Below are 13629 nucleotides of genomic sequence, written 5' to 3'. Positions count from 1 at the left end.
AAGCGCGTTGTTTACTGCAATCGCTATCGGCCCGCGTAAATGGTTCATTTATTTTAGTTGATGTATAAAACACGGTTACTGAAACGGGCGCGAATGCAGTTAACCGTTTGCGTGCTATAATCTTGAAATACTTAGCTAAATTGGGCTCTTCATTATTTTCCGTCTGTTCCCAAACGTCTTCAGGTCTATGCTAACGAAAGAGGAGATTTTCAGTCAATTAAAAATGGTACCGGAGTTTAAGAACCTGCCTCCGGGAGATTTGATGTGGTTGGCTGAGCGGGGAGCAACCGAAGAATATGCCGACGGCACAAAAATTTTCAAGGCGGGAGATCCCATGGAGGAACTGCGCATTTTGTTTAAAGGTGCAGTCGACTTCTATCTGGAACAAAACGGCAGTCTTCAATTCTACGATGTGATGGAGCCCTATGAGATGACCGGCCGTCTGCCCTATAGTCGCATGAAGGGTGCCGCGGGCCATGGCATTGCGCGGGGCGTGACCGTTTCGTTTCAACTTCACTCGCGTCATTTTCAGGAATTGGTGCGTGACCACTATGGGCTGACCGAAGTGCTGGTGCATGCCATGACCGACCGCGTGCGCGAGTTCACGCGTGTGCAACAACAAAACGACAAAATGGTGGCGCTGGGAAAACTCTCCGCGGGTCTGGCACACGAACTCAACAATCCCTCGGCCGCTGTGGTGCGCGGCGCACAGGAATTAAAAAAACATTTGTCGAACCTGCCCAAGCATTTTAAGGGCGTCATCAAAATAAAGGCAACCGACGAGATTGTGGACACGGTGAATGACCTCGTGGTCGCAAAAATAAATTCACCCCAGGCGTTGCTGAGTCTGTCGAGCAAGACCGAGAAAGAAGACGCGCTACTGGCCTGGCTTGAGGACAACGGCATTGAAGACGCGTATTTGATGACCGAAACGTTTTCGGACTTTGGCTTTACGCTCGATGATTTCGAAAAACTGGGAACTATTCTGCGACCCGAAGACAAGAACGCCGTGATCAACTGGCTTCACCAGGTGCTCACCACCGAACGACTGGTTCACGAAATTGAAGAAGCCTCGCGGCGCATCAACAACCTGGTGAGCTCCATCAAAAGCTACACCCACATGGACCAGGCGCCCGAAAAAGAACCGGCAGATGTTCACGAAGGCATCAAAAGCACCGTGATGGTGTTGAACCACAAGTTCAAAAAAAACCGCGTGCAACTGGTTTGCAAATTTGCCGACGTGTTGCCGAAAGCAAAAATATACGTGAGCTCCATGAACCAAGTGTGGATGAACATCATCGACAATGCGCTGGATGCCCTCGAAGGACAAGAAGATGGCAAGATCGAAATTCAAACGGAGGTCGATCGCGAATTTATTGTGGTCACCATCACCGACAACGGACCCGGTGTTCCAAAAGAAATTCAGGACAAAATATTCGACGCCTTCTACACCACCAAGGCCATTGGCAAAGGAACCGGCCTGGGACTGGAAATGGTGCGGCAAATTATTCACCGTCACAAAGGCGATGTGAAATTGAAATCAGAACCGGGGCGCACTTCGTTTGAAGTTTGCTTCCCGATTGGATAAAATATAGTAACGCATATACCCAAAGTATTTTTAGTAGAGCCCATGAAAAAACCAATACTGTTTGTAGTCGACGACGATCTGCAAGTTTTGCGCGCGGTGGTGCGCGACTTGCGTGGTGTGTATGGAAAAGATTATCGACTCATGAGCACCGCCTCTGCCAACGAAGCACTGGAATCGCTTGTTGATTTGAAAAACAAGAATGAAACCATCGCGCTCTTTCTTTCCGACCAGCGCATGCCCGAAATGCTGGGTGTTGACTTCCTTAAGAAAGCAAAAGAACTATTTCCCGATGCCCGTCGCATATTGCTCACGGCCTACTCCGACACCGAAGCCGCCATCCGTGCCATCAACGATGTGCAGCTCGACTACTATTTGATGAAGCCGTGGGACCCGCCCGAAGAAAAACTGTTTCCCATCCTCAACGATCAGCTCGAAGAATGGCAGAGTCGGCATGTTCCTACTTTTCAAGGCATCCGCATCGTGGGGTATCAATGGTCGCCACGGTCGCACGAGGTGAAAGACTTTCTCAGCGGCAATCTCATTCCCTATCAATGGTTGGATGTGGAATCGAACGAAACGGCGAAAGATCTTGTGCAGGTCAACGCCATTGACGTGAAAAATCTGCCCGCCGTTTTTTTTGAAGACGGTTCCTTTCTGGTGAACCCCGACATTCGCGAAGTGGGCGAAAAAACCGGTATGCGCTCCAAGGCTTCGAAGACCATGTATGATGTCACGATTATTGGTGCGGGTCCGTCTGGCCTTGCCGCGTCGGTGTATGGGGGCAGCGAAGGGTTGAACACGGCACTTGTGGAAAAGCGCGCTCCGGGCGGACAAGCTGGCACCAGCTCGCGCATCGAAAACTATCTAGGCTTTCCCAACGGCCTCAGCGGTTCCGAACTTTCGCGTCGAGCCATCTCGCAGGTCACACGCTTTGGTGTAGAATTTTTGTCGCCAACCGAAGTAGTCGACATTGCCATCAAAGACGATTACAAAATTATCACGCTTCACGACGGCACCACCATGAACTCGCGGAGCATCATCATCACCACCGGCGTTGACTATCGGCAACTGGATGCGGTGGACGTGGAGCGATTCACAGGTGCTGGAGTATATTATGGCGCCGCCACCACCGAAGCCCATGCCTGTCGCGACAAAGATGTGTATGTTGTGGGCGGTGGAAACTCGGCAGGTCAAGGCGCGATGTACCTTGCGCACTATGCGTGCAACGTGTTCATCGTGATTCGTAAAAAAGATTTGTCGTCCACCATGTCGCAATATCTCATCGATCAGATCAAGGCCACGCCAAACATCAAAATCATCTCCGACACTGTGGTGAGCCGAACGTATGGTGAAGGAAATCTCGACGCCATCGACCTCAAAAATATAGAGACCGGAAATGTGAGCAAGGTTGAAGCGGGTGCGTTGTTCATTTTTATTGGCGCAAAACCTGTCACCGATTGGATCAAGCTCAACATCATTAAAGACGACAAAGGATTTTTGGAAACGGGCCGTGAATTGTTGAAGTACGAGTCGTTCAAAAAAACGTGGAAGCTGAACCGCGAGCCCTATCTTCTCGAGACCTGTTGCCCCGGTGTGTTTGCCGCCGGCGATGTGCGCTCGGGTGCCATGAACCGTGTGGCGTCGGCAGTAGGCGAAGGGGCTATGGCCATAAAGTTTGTGCACGAATACCTGGCCGAAAATTAGAATCGAAACACACCAAAACTATAGCCCATGAGCAAGTCGGAAATGGATGAACCTCAACTGTGTGTTCACCTCGAAAACTGGAAAGAAATCAAGAAGCCTCAAAAACACGAATGCGAAGAGTGTGTGAAGGCTGGTGGCCGATGGCTGCACTTGCGCACCTGTCAAACGTGTGGCGCCACATTGTGCTGCGACTCTTCGCCAAACCGTCATGCATCGCGGCATGCCAAAGATGCCGGTCACCCCGTGACCATCTCGGCCGAGCCCGGCGAACGCTGGGCATGGTGCTATGAGGACGAGGAAATGGTTGAGTATTGAACGCCGGAAATTCCATGAATCGTTGATTTTCAAATGCGCAGTTTTCAATGCTCGATGTGCCGATCCGCGAAAGCGTTTGAAATCATTTTAAGTATTTTGGCTTCGCGATCTGTTCAATTACTTCAAACAGCATTTCAATGGCGATGGCCAGCACAGCCGCCGGAATGGCGCCGCGCAAGATGAGTGATGTGTTGTTAAGTGCAAGACCGGTCACAATATATTCGCCCAATCCTCCTGCTCCAATAAATGCCGCGAGCGTTGCTGTGCCCACGCTGATGACGGCGGCCGTGCGGATGCCCGACAAAATGAACGGCATCGCCAAAGGCAACTCCAACATTTTCATGCGTTGGGTTTTGTTCATGCCCATGCCCACAGCCACTTTCTTCAGCACGGGGTCGATGCCTTGCAAGCCGGTGTAAGTATTTCTGACCATCGGCAACAACGCATAGAGGAACAACGCAGCAACCGCGGGCACCTCGCCGATGCCCGTGAGCGGAATGAATATCGCCAGCAAGGCAATGGACGGAATGGTTTGCAACAACCCTACGGCATACAACACATAGCGCGCCGGCACAGGGTTCCAATACAACACAATGCCCAACGGAATGGCCACCAACATTGCCAGCAAAAGCGAAATGAATGTGAGCCGCAAATGCACGCCCGTTTTCACCAGCAAGTCCGGAACGATTGATGTGTTCTCGGCCGCTGCATCGTTCACCAATTTTTTATCCTTCAGAAAACCTGCGGCCACTTGTTGAAAATTCTTTTTCTCAAACAACACCGCGGCATTCATGGCCTGCATTTCTGAAGGCGTAATGGTTTCTGTTAGGGCTTCCAAAACTTTTTGTGCTTTCGGATCAAGGTCCTCGCGAAAGAACGATGTGGCGAGGTAGTCCGGAAAAAATTTCTGATCGTCGTTGAGCACAACGAGGTGATGCTTCACAATTTCGCCGTCGGTGGAGTAGGCGTCGGTCACTTCGATTTTGTTTTCAACAAGGGCCGAGTATGCCAGGCCGTGTTCAAGGCCAACCGGTGTTTGCAACAGGGTGTAGGCCTTGGCCAGATTTTCCCAACCGTCCTGTCTTTTCAGAAATTCATAGCTAAGACCAATCTTTGCTTCGGGGTGAGATTGCAGATCGGAAATGTTCCTAACGCCCTTTTCGCGCGACCACTTGTCCGGAACCACCAGCGCATAGGTGTTGCTGAAACCATAGGGTTGGGCGATTGCCAGTTTTTGTGTCTTCAGTTGTGCATTGATGTCGTTGACCGAAAGATTTTTTGCGGCGGCCAAAATTTCAAACGAGAGTGTACCGGTGTATTCCGGATACACATCAATCTCACCACGCTCCAATGCTTTGTAGCACACCATGGTGCCTCCGAGGTTATATTTCCGATCGACGGTGAAACCATTTGCCTCCAGCAGTTGCGCCATGATTTCGCTAAGAATGTAACCTTCGGTAAAATGCTTGGCGCCCACGGTCACGTTCTGCGCCTGTGCAAAAGCAGAAACCAACACGAGCAATATGACAATGATCTTTTTCAGCTGGCTTGGGTTGACGTGAGACGTTGCACCAACGTGTTGACGGGCCGTTGCAACACATTTTCTTTTGTGTCGAATTGCAACACACGCCCTTCGTCCAGCACAAGAATATAATCGGCAAGGGCCGCGGCTTCCTGGGGGCTGTGTGTGATGATGATGATGGTGCGCTGTTCGGTTTTTTGCAGTTGAAGAATTTCGTGCTGAATGTCTTCGCGCGTAATGGCGTCGAGCGCGCCCAGCGGTTCGTCCATCAGCAACACGGGTGGGTTGTGGAGCAGGGCGCGGCAAATGCCCACGCGCTGTTGCTCGCCACCCGAAAGTTCGAAAGGATACTTTTGTTTGTACGCGAGCGGCAGGTTCATTTTTGTCATGAGCGAATCCATTCGGGCTTCCGGTTGCTGTGCGCTCAAATTCTGAAGACGCGTGCCCAACAGAATGTTGCGTTCAACGGTGAGGTGGGGGAACAAGCCCACGCCCTGAATAACATATCCCATCCGAAGACGCAGTGCGTCGGCGGCTGCGTAGTCAAAAGGTAGGTTCAGAAAAAAAACCTTGCCCTGCGCCGGGCGGATCATGCCGTTGAGCACTTGCAGCAGTGTTGATTTTCCGCTGCCGCTTTTTCCCAACACGGCCGTCACCTTGTTGCCGGGAAAGGCCACGGTCACATTGTGCAGTGCGGGTTGCTGCGCGTAGGTGTGCGATATGCCTTCTAAAACCAAAGGGGCCATTCAGGGAAATAATGCAGGTCAAGTTAAAGAAAAAAAATCGGGCCCGGTGCACTCTTTTCGCACCGGGGCCCGAATCAATCCAGGAATTATTTTGTGGGACCCTATTCCTTCTGTTCACAAATTTTTTAGTCCGTTGGTTGTGAATCGATCCACTCTGCACTCGACAAACGTGCCTTGATGCCATCGATATCGCCTCGGGCGGTAACAAGCGCTCCACGTTTCGAGGACTTGGCAAGCAAGTCGCCTCTGAACCAGTTGCCCTGGCGTTGCGCTTCGGGCAACGCTGCTTCGCTGGGTGGGCAAATATATTCCGATACCGCCTCGCCAATGGTTTTCATCAACGAGAATTTCGACACGTCGGCCATGTCGATGTTTTTCAGGTCGTCGTTTTTCAATTGATGCAGGGTGTCGGCCTCTACGTCGGGCACGTGGCCGATGTTTTTGTCGGGAAGGCGTTTGATCGCTTCTTCATCCAGCGAAAGCTGAAAACGCCTGAAGTCAAGATCCTTGATGAGGTGACTTCTCAACATATCCACTTGCATCTCGCTGGCGTCTTTCGATGACTCGTTCATCACATAGTTCAACCAGAACAACGCATCCAGTCCTTTGGGCTCGCCCGATTCTTTTGGATCGATGAAGCGATAGAGGCTAGCCGTGCCAAAGCTGAACACCGTGGTCTGGTCTGTCTTATACTTTTCTTTGCCGTCATAATACAGCGCTTCGAGCACGGCCGCGCCAGAGGGATTATTGAATGTGGTGGTGCCACCATCGACAAACCTTTCGAACGGTGAGAAGTAAGTGGGTGCCGACATGGTGGCTTCCAGCACGCCACGCAGCAGCGCATCGCGATAGGTGCCGCGTTGACCGTTGTTGTTGAAGCAGGTAAAAAATGTTTCTTCGCCCGCCGCAAGATCTTTGGAAGTGAACAACATGTCGAGCCCTGTTTCGGTGTTCAGCTGCGCCAACGTTTTGTTGCCCACAATCTCCTTGAGCAATCGCCGGTAGTTCTTTTTATCGAACGCGGGTGGATTGTAGAACCGGTTTGCCAGCAGGCCGCGCTTTGTGAAAACACGCGACACCAGTTGCACATAGAGCTCTTCGATTTGCACGGCCGTTTTTCCGGACGCAATCAACCCGGCAATGATGGCGCCGGTAGATGTGCCCGCCACCATATCGCACCATTGGTGAATGGGGCCACCGGCAAGTTCTTCCAGTTTCTTTAGCAACTGGAGTGTGAAAATTCCTCTCATGCCACCGCCGTCGAGGCTAAGGATGACGCGGTTGCCTTCCTTGATGTTCAGCTTCTGACGCGCTGATTTTTTTTCTGCTTCTGTCATACGAGTGGGGTGTTTTTTTTGAACCTGTAATCGAAAAGCCCATCTCCCTGCAAACCCTGAGGGGCGCACAGAAACGATGGGCTCGTCAAACCGAAGGTAGAAAGTGTTTGGCGGAATGCAATGAACATCGTCGGAAGTTTACAGTGAGACACGTTCTTCTGAAAATCGGCGGGTACCCCAAACGTGATGGAAACAAAACCTGCGTGGCACGAAATCGGGTCTGGTGATGCTCTGGCAGATCCCGGCATCAAGGGATAGTCGACCAAATGTGGTATCTTTTGGCCGTCAAAAAAAGCCACGTGCAGCCATGGGAAAAACTATCGACGTCATTAAAGTCATCATTGCCATCAATGTGGTTCTTGCCCTCGTCACCTTCCAGGTGCCGGGTTGGGAAGATCCGATGTTTGAGACGCTGGCGTTATATTTTCCGAAGAATGAACATTTTCGATACTGGCAGCTGGTCACCAACATGTTCATGCACGGCGGCCTCATGCACATCGTTTTCAACATGTATGCCTTGTGGGCCTTTGGCTCACCGCTGCTCGCACAGTGGGGAGGCAAGCGATTTGTGCTTTTCTATTTTTTGTCGGGCATTGGTGCGGGCGTCATTTATCTTCTCATCAACTACTTTCAGTTCAACGCCCTCTACAATGAATTGGTGGCGGCAGGAATTTCTGCCGATGACCTTCAGACATTATTGAAAACCGGGAAATATATACCTTCTGCGTTTTCGGATGTGTCTAAGGAAAAAATGGAAACGTTCTATCACCTTTTTGCCATACCTGCCGTTGGTGCTTCGGGCGCCATCTATGGCGTGCTTGTGGCTTTCGGCATGACCTACCCCAACGCCAAACTGGCGCTCATATTTTTTCCTGTGCCCATCGCAGCAAAATATTTCATTCCCATTCTCATCGGCATGGATTTGTTTTCGGGTGTGACGGGGGTTTCCATTTTTGGTGGTGGCATTGCACACTTCGCTCACATCGGTGGTGCCATCATCGGCTTCTTGCTGATGTGGTACTGGCGAGGACCCCGCGAAAAAAGCAACGTAACAATATTGGAATAATTCTGCTAGGGCTGTTCGGCCTGACGTGCCACATACGCTTTCCAAAACCCTACGGTGTAGAGGCCATAGGTGGTGATGTTGATGAGGTTGTGCAGAAACCAGATTTTGCCTGCCAGCTCCGGGCCCACGATCAGCTTCACCATGAAAATGAAAAACGTGCTGAAGCCGTAGAAAAAAATTCCCGTCTGCAACCAAAACACCGGCAAGGGCGTGATGAACGCTTCCGTTTCCACAAGTTGTAACAACGCGAAGCCGGCCAGGAATGACACGGTGAGCAGATAGACCGGGTCAAAATAACTGTGCGACGTTTCGCCCGAGCCGGCGCCTTCAATCAAAAACACATAAAGAAACCAAATCACCGTCGCCACAAACAGCGCGCGTGCCAGTCGGCGTAGCGTTTTTGCTTTGGCATGGTGGCCAATGAACCAGAGAAAGAACAAACTCTCCAGACACGAATAGAGGGTGAATGCATATTGCAAATAGAGCCAGTGGTCGTGGTGATAGGCCACCCACCATCCCAAACCATCGGTGGCCAGACCAGTCAGCAAAAACAAAAAGAAAAGGCGGAGCGATAGCGCACCCGTGCGAAGCACCGGCAAACTCATCACCAAGGGGACGAGGATCGACAACGTCGAAATTTCCTGTAGTGGAATGCGTTCGAAAAACAAGCCTTTGGTTTATTGCACCGGCGGTGGCGGCCAGGAGCGTTGCAGCATCCAGACCGAGTCGGCCGGCCGTGTTGATGAAGGTACAATATTAGCACCTTGCCGGTCAACAGCAACGAGAATTACACGAATGCGATTGGTGGTGACATAGTGCGGGTTGGAGTCGTCGTATCCAAAATAGTAGCGCACACCTTGTATGTCGTTCTGGTTGATGAATGCATGCAGGTCGTTGTCGAGCTTGCTTTCAAAATAGCTGCAGGCGTATTTATTGTAAGGCTTGCCCGCAGGATCGTTGGGCAATTTGTTGAGCAGGCCTTCGACCGTTTTTTTGTCGATGCTTGCGTCTTCGGTGAGGGCGATGGTTTGCGTTGAGAGCCATTGCCGCACGGCGGCGGCGGTGGGTTCGCCACTGTAGGTGAAGGTGGCGGTGGAACGCACCAGTGTGGATTGTTGTGGTGCGGCCGGGACATGGCTCGGGCTGTAGTCGCCCCACTCAAAGGCCAAAAAAAATGCGGGCAAGCCCAGCGGTTGGCCGCCGCGGCAAAACCATGCCTTGTTTTTTGCTGGGTCAATAAAGGTGCCGAGTGCCAGGGTACCACCAATAGATTCGGTCGTGGCCAGGTCGAACAAAGGTTGTTGTGTGAGGAATCCGAGAACCATGCGGTTCACCTCATTGAAGTCTACACGAAATGCGCTCATGAAAAGTTAAGGACTGGGTTGGAAGTTGAGTTTAGGGTGTTGCTGGTATATTTTTCATTTTGAGCAGAGCGGTCAGCTTTTGTAACGAAACCCGCCGAAATCTTTCCCGGCCATTCCCAACACACGGGTCAGTTGAAATTGTGCCTCCCGCGGGGAGGAGATGGTGATTGAATACGAACTGCCCGGTGAGCCCATCACCAACCAGTGCACGATGTACTCACCTTCTTCCTCCAGTTCCACGGTAGCATTGTTGCTATTCTTCAACACAACGTTGTTATCAATATAGAGCCACAGCGAGCCGCCGCTCACAAACGTTGAAGCAATAAATGGCGTCATGAATGATTTTCTTAACGGGTATGGACGAAAGATAGTCGTCAACCCAACCCGGCAACAGCAGGAAATAGTGCACGGCGCTTTCGGCTTTGACTGTGGTGGGCAGGAGAAAGAAAATGGCAAAAGCACTACGCGCCGCCGGCGATCAGACTTTTTTCAGCAGTTTCAAAAACTCGTCCTTGCGCCGGCGCGACACGTCGATGGTGGAGTGATCGGACATGATGAGGATGCCGCCTTCGCCCTTCACATACTCCGCAATGTGCGCCACGTTGATGAGGTGGCAATTGTGGACGCGGAAAAAATGATAGTCCGTCAACAGCTTCTCGCATTCCTTCAGGGTTTTTGAGACCACAATCTTTCGGTTCTCCGTGGTGTGAAAGGTTGTGTAGGTGTTGTCGGACTCGCAGCGGATAATGTCTTTCACGCTCACAAAAATAAATCCCGTGAGGGTGGGCAGTGCAATCTTAGCCTGGTCGGCCCGGGGAGCGCGGGCGTTTTCCAGCAGGGCCTGCAGGTTCAGCGAGGCTTCGCGCGAAAGGCGGCGCTGTTTGAATTTGTGCAGCGCCTCCAACAAATCTTGGCGTGCAAAGGGCTTCACCAGATAGTCTACAGCCGAGAGCCGGAAGGCTTTCACGGCAAATTCTTCGTAGGACGTGGTGAAGATCACCTCGAAGGGAATGTGTGTGAGTGTGTACAGCAAATCAAACGACGTGTGTGGCGGCATTAGCACGTCCATAAACACCAGGTCGGGTTGGTGGCGCTCCAGCAGGCGGCGTCCTTCGTCGATGGAGCCGGCCGTGGCCACCACCGTGAATTCGGGGGCAAACTGCGAAAGCATGCCTTTAAGAAATTCTTCCTGATGCGGTTCGTCTTCCAGTATCAAAACTTCGTAGGCCATAGCTTATGCTTCAAAAGGGATGAGCAACTCCACGCGCTTGCCACTCGGCTCGCCGTGTTCCAGAATATCTTCCATCACAAACCCGGCGTTCACACGATAGAGTGTGTTCACCATGGCCAGCCGGTCGTGAATGAGCGTCATGCCCAGCGATGTTTTTTTTATGGTGTGTGAAAGATCAAAGCTTTCGGCTGCGCCTTCGTGTGAACTGCTGTGGCCGTTGTCTTCGATCACGCACTTTATCATGTTGTGCACGGGTGTTAGCGAAATGAGCATTTTGCCCCCGGCACCGCGGTTGTTAAGCCCATGCCAGATGGCGTTTTCCACAAAGGGTTGAATGAGCATGGACGGAACCTGCACGTCGTCGCTTTGCAGGATTGGGTCGGTCACGATGGTGAACTCGAAGGAGTTGTTGAGCCGCAGTTGCTCCAGCTGGATGTAGAGCCGCAGTGCCGTGAGCTCGTCGTCGAGGGGAATCATTTTCGAGGAAGACGTTTCCAATACGTGCCGGATGAGTTGTGAAAACTTCACGAGGTATTCTCCGGCCAGCGCAATGTCGTTCCGGTGCATGAAATGGTGAATGGAGTTGAGGCAGTTGAAAATAAAGTGGGGCGTGATTTGCGCGCGAAGGGCTTTGATCTCCACCTCGGCGATGCTCAGTTTCAATTCGGCTTCGGTTTGCTTGAAAAAGGCTTCGCGTTTTTTGCGATAGAAAATGAAAATGATGAATGAAAACGCGACTACCACGGGAACCAATGCCAACAATACGGTAGCCCTGATCTGGCGGTCCTGCGTTTCCAGCGAACTGTTGTTGCCGGAAGGGGAGAGCACATCAAGAAATACATTCCAAAAGAGCAGACGGAAATCTCCATCCATAGTCGTCGTTCATTTACTCCAAATAAAAAACCAAAAAAATCAAACAGGCGTGCCGGTTCAGGATGCGCACGACTGACTAACCTTACTTCTGGAATATACCTGCGTCTCAGGTAGTTGGATGGGCTTATGAAGATATATATTCCCCTGCGAAAAAAGCATTCCCTCCGGTATTAAATTTTTGGATTAGGTCGGGCATACCCAACTATGGGGTGTTCTTTTTTATAGACCGCTGCCACACAAACGTTCGATACACCTGGTGGCCGCGGATCGCCGCCATGATTCAACCCGTTTCACAAAATGCTGCGGGGAAATGTTATTTTTACACAAGACCCATGGCAAGACGCGAGCGATACTTCACAAAACTGTTCAACGATTTTTTTCACAGCGAAAAAGCCAGTGGCATCATCCTTATGGGATGCACGCTGTTCTCGCTGGTGGTGGTCAACTCCGCGTGGGGCGAAGGGTATCTTCACCTCTGGGAACATCCCCTCGGCACAAACACGGTGGAGTATTGGATCAACGACGGCCTCATGACCATCTTCTTCTTACTGGTAGGGCTGGAGTTGGAACGCGAGGTCTACATCGGCGAGCTGTCGCATGTGAAACAGGCCATGCTCCCGCTCATCGCCGCCCTGGGCGGGATGTTGGTGCCGGCAGGCATCCATTTTGTTTTCAACCGCGGGTTGCCGTCGCAAGACGGGGCGGGCATTCCCATGGCAACCGACATCGCGTTTGCGCTGGCGGCCCTGTCGCTCTTGGGCAACCGCGTGCCCGTGTCGCTCAAGATTTTTCTCACAGCGCTTGCCGTCATCGACGACCTGGGTGCCATTCTGGTGATCGCCCTTTTCTATACGGACTCGTTGCAATGGACCAACCTGCTGATTGCGCTCTCGGTGTTTGGTGTGTTGCTGATTTTTAATCGCATAAAAGTGCGCAACCTCATTCCCTATCTCGCAGGCGGGGTGGTGATGTGGTACTTCATGCTGCACTCGGGCATTCACGCCACCATTTCGGGCGTGCTTCTGGCCTTCGCCATTCCGTTTGGCAACGGCGACGAAAAATCGACGTCCTACATTCTTCAGCACTTTCTTCACCGTCCTGTGGCGTTTGTTATTGTGCCGCTGTTTGCGTTGGCCAACACGTGTGTGATTATTCAGCCAACGTGGGTCGACAATCTTGTTTCTGCCAATAGCCTGGGGATTATGTTCGGACTTGTGGCGGGCAAACCGATCGGAATTTTCCTGTTTGCCTACGCGGCCGTGCAGCTAAAACTTTCGCACTTGCCGGGCGACTTGCAATGGAAACAGATTTTTGGTGCGGGCATGTTGGGTGGCATCGGGTTCACCATGTCCATCTTCATCACCTTGCTGGCGTTTGAAACCGGCGGCTTCATAGACGATTCAAAAATCGCCATCATGCTCTCCTCTATCGTGGCCGGTACGCTGGGATTTTTCTGGCTCAAGGCTTCATTGCCCAAAACCCTGGCCGGAGAATGACCTTGCGCTAGAAGTAGGTTGGACTATGCGTGCTGGTCAATGACCCGTTTCAGATATTCTGTGGGCACCACGCCCGACTGGCGCCACACGGGGCTGCCCTTCTTGAAGAGAATAAGCGTGGGCACACTCTGAACACCATAGGCCGCGGCAGCCTGGGGATTTTTGTCGATGTCAATTTTAATGATGCGGGCCGTGTCGCCTATTTTGGATTTCAGTTCGTCCAATATGGGCGCCATCATTTTGCAGGGGCCACACCATTCGGCCGAGAAGTCGACCATGGTGGGTTTTTCACCTGCTATCAAATCTGAAAAGCTTCCTTTTGCCATATCCTTTATCCGTTCAGTTGTGAGACTGCAATATAGTTGTTGATGAAACAAAGAGAACCCG

The 13629-nt window shown here is 51.7% G+C and carries 14 protein-coding genes; 5 read left to right on the top strand and 9 right to left on the bottom strand.

The genetic code is table 11. From position 1 onward, the window contains the following. Nucleotides 1-187 precede the first annotated feature (187 nt). The 3 genes from JI741_RS12265 to JI741_RS12255 are packed head-to-tail and all read left to right on the top strand — an operon-like array spanning nucleotide 188 to nucleotide 3607. Nucleotides 188-1588 (top strand): ATP-binding protein, encoded by a 1401-nt coding sequence (locus JI741_RS12265; RefSeq protein ID WP_202009713.1) that lies wholly within the window; start codon nucleotides 188-190, stop codon nucleotides 1586-1588. A 42-nt stretch (nucleotides 1589-1630) separates the two neighbouring features. Next, nucleotides 1631-3292: a response regulator gene (locus JI741_RS12260; RefSeq protein WP_202009710.1), complete on the top strand. Its 1662-nt coding sequence runs from the start codon at nucleotides 1631-1633 to the stop codon at nucleotides 3290-3292. A 27-nt stretch (nucleotides 3293-3319) separates the two neighbouring features. Further along, entirely contained in the window at nucleotides 3320-3607 is a 288-nt protein-coding gene (locus JI741_RS12255) for a UBP-type zinc finger domain-containing protein (RefSeq protein WP_236676013.1), read from the top strand. Between the two features lie 82 nt (nucleotides 3608-3689). On the opposite strand, the gene JI741_RS12250 is transcribed toward JI741_RS12255, so the two are convergent. The 3 genes from JI741_RS12250 to JI741_RS12240 form a co-directional block, all read right to left on the bottom strand. Beyond that, on the bottom strand, nucleotides 3690-5123 hold the full coding sequence (locus tag JI741_RS12250) for a glycine betaine ABC transporter substrate-binding protein (protein ID WP_202009708.1): 1434 nt from the start codon (nucleotides 5121-5123) through the stop codon (nucleotides 3690-3692). Nucleotides 5124-5146: 23 nt separating this feature from the next. Next, entirely contained in the window at nucleotides 5147-5875 is a 729-nt protein-coding gene (locus tag JI741_RS12245; protein ID WP_202009706.1) for an ATP-binding cassette domain-containing protein, read from the bottom strand. Nucleotides 5876-6000: 125 nt separating this feature from the next. Then, a complete protein-coding gene (locus JI741_RS12240) occupies nucleotides 6001-7212 on the bottom strand; it encodes a patatin-like phospholipase family protein (RefSeq protein ID WP_202009704.1) in 1212 nt (403 codons plus the stop codon). 307 nt (nucleotides 7213-7519) lie between these two features. On the opposite strand from JI741_RS12240, the gene JI741_RS12235 reads away from it, so the two are divergent. Next, the gene (locus tag JI741_RS12235) at nucleotides 7520-8278 is read left to right on the top strand and encodes a rhomboid family intramembrane serine protease (protein ID WP_202009702.1); all 759 of its coding nucleotides are present in this window, start codon (nucleotides 7520-7522) and stop codon (nucleotides 8276-8278) included. Nucleotides 8279-8283: 5 nt separating this feature from the next. Here JI741_RS12235 and JI741_RS12230 read toward each other — a convergent pair whose 3' ends face one another. From JI741_RS12230 to JI741_RS12210, 5 genes are all read right to left on the bottom strand, one after another. Continuing rightward, the gene (locus tag JI741_RS12230; RefSeq protein ID WP_202009700.1) at nucleotides 8284-8946 is read right to left on the bottom strand and encodes a hypothetical protein; all 663 of its coding nucleotides are present in this window, start codon (nucleotides 8944-8946) and stop codon (nucleotides 8284-8286) included. Nucleotides 8947-8955: 9 nt separating this feature from the next. Then, a complete protein-coding gene (locus JI741_RS12225; protein ID WP_202009698.1) occupies nucleotides 8956-9642 on the bottom strand; it encodes a hypothetical protein in 687 nt (228 codons plus the stop codon). Nucleotides 9643-9714: 72 nt separating this feature from the next. Further along, a complete protein-coding gene (locus JI741_RS12220; RefSeq protein WP_202009696.1) occupies nucleotides 9715-9978 on the bottom strand; it encodes a hypothetical protein in 264 nt (87 codons plus the stop codon). 142 nt (nucleotides 9979-10120) lie between these two features. Then, nucleotides 10121-10873: a LytR/AlgR family response regulator transcription factor gene (locus tag JI741_RS12215; RefSeq protein ID WP_202009694.1), complete on the bottom strand. Its 753-nt coding sequence runs from the start codon at nucleotides 10871-10873 to the stop codon at nucleotides 10121-10123. A 3-nt stretch (nucleotides 10874-10876) separates the two neighbouring features. Next, nucleotides 10877-11746: a sensor histidine kinase gene (locus tag JI741_RS12210; protein WP_202009692.1), complete on the bottom strand. Its 870-nt coding sequence runs from the start codon at nucleotides 11744-11746 to the stop codon at nucleotides 10877-10879. Nucleotides 11747-12078: 332 nt separating this feature from the next. On the opposite strand from JI741_RS12210, the gene nhaA reads away from it, so the two are divergent. Continuing rightward, nucleotides 12079-13242, top strand: coding sequence for a Na+/H+ antiporter NhaA (nhaA, locus tag JI741_RS12205; RefSeq protein ID WP_202009690.1), 1164 nt, complete (start codon nucleotides 12079-12081; stop codon nucleotides 13240-13242). Nucleotides 13243-13265: 23 nt separating this feature from the next. Here nhaA and trxA read toward each other — a convergent pair whose 3' ends face one another. Continuing rightward, the gene (gene trxA, locus JI741_RS12200; RefSeq protein WP_202009688.1) at nucleotides 13266-13568 is read right to left on the bottom strand and encodes a thioredoxin; all 303 of its coding nucleotides are present in this window, start codon (nucleotides 13566-13568) and stop codon (nucleotides 13266-13268) included. Between the last annotated feature and the right edge of the window lie 61 nt (nucleotides 13569-13629).

Origin of the sequence: Chryseolinea lacunae (genome assembly GCF_016735595.1) — a bacterium.
GTDB lineage: Bacteria > Bacteroidota > Bacteroidia > Cytophagales > Cyclobacteriaceae > Chryseolinea > Chryseolinea lacunae.
Note: the sequence above shows the minus strand (reverse complement) of the source record. Positions and strands in the feature narration are given on the sequence as shown.

What these genes read in the sequence shown, in the direction of transcription:
- JI741_RS12265 (WP_202009713.1), top strand. Translation starts at nt 188, where the DNA reads ATGCTAACGAAAGAGGAGATTTTCAGTCAATTAAAAATGGTACCGGAG.
- JI741_RS12260 (WP_202009710.1), top strand. Translation starts at nt 1,631, where the DNA reads ATGAAAAAACCAATACTGTTTGTAGTCGACGACGATCTGCAAGTTTTG.
- JI741_RS12255 (WP_236676013.1), top strand. Translation starts at nt 3,320, where the DNA reads ATGAGCAAGTCGGAAATGGATGAACCTCAACTGTGTGTTCACCTCGAA.
- JI741_RS12245 (WP_202009706.1), bottom strand. Translation starts at nt 5,875, where the DNA reads ATGGCCCCTTTGGTTTTAGAAGGCATATCGCACACCTACGCGCAGCAA.
- JI741_RS12240 (WP_202009704.1), bottom strand. Translation starts at nt 7,212, where the DNA reads ATGACAGAAGCAGAAAAAAAATCAGCGCGTCAGAAGCTGAACATCAAG.
- JI741_RS12235 (WP_202009702.1), top strand. Translation starts at nt 7,520, where the DNA reads ATGGGAAAAACTATCGACGTCATTAAAGTCATCATTGCCATCAATGTG.
- JI741_RS12225 (WP_202009698.1), bottom strand. Translation starts at nt 9,642, where the DNA reads ATGAGCGCATTTCGTGTAGACTTCAATGAGGTGAACCGCATGGTTCTC.
- JI741_RS12220 (WP_202009696.1), bottom strand. Translation starts at nt 9,978, where the DNA reads ATGACGCCATTTATTGCTTCAACGTTTGTGAGCGGCGGCTCGCTGTGG.
- JI741_RS12215 (WP_202009694.1), bottom strand. Translation starts at nt 10,873, where the DNA reads ATGGCCTACGAAGTTTTGATACTGGAAGACGAACCGCATCAGGAAGAA.
- JI741_RS12210 (WP_202009692.1), bottom strand. Translation starts at nt 11,746, where the DNA reads ATGGATGGAGATTTCCGTCTGCTCTTTTGGAATGTATTTCTTGATGTG.
- nhaA (WP_202009690.1), top strand. Translation starts at nt 12,079, where the DNA reads ATGGCAAGACGCGAGCGATACTTCACAAAACTGTTCAACGATTTTTTT.
- trxA (WP_202009688.1), bottom strand. Translation starts at nt 13,568, where the DNA reads ATGGCAAAAGGAAGCTTTTCAGATTTGATAGCAGGTGAAAAACCCACC.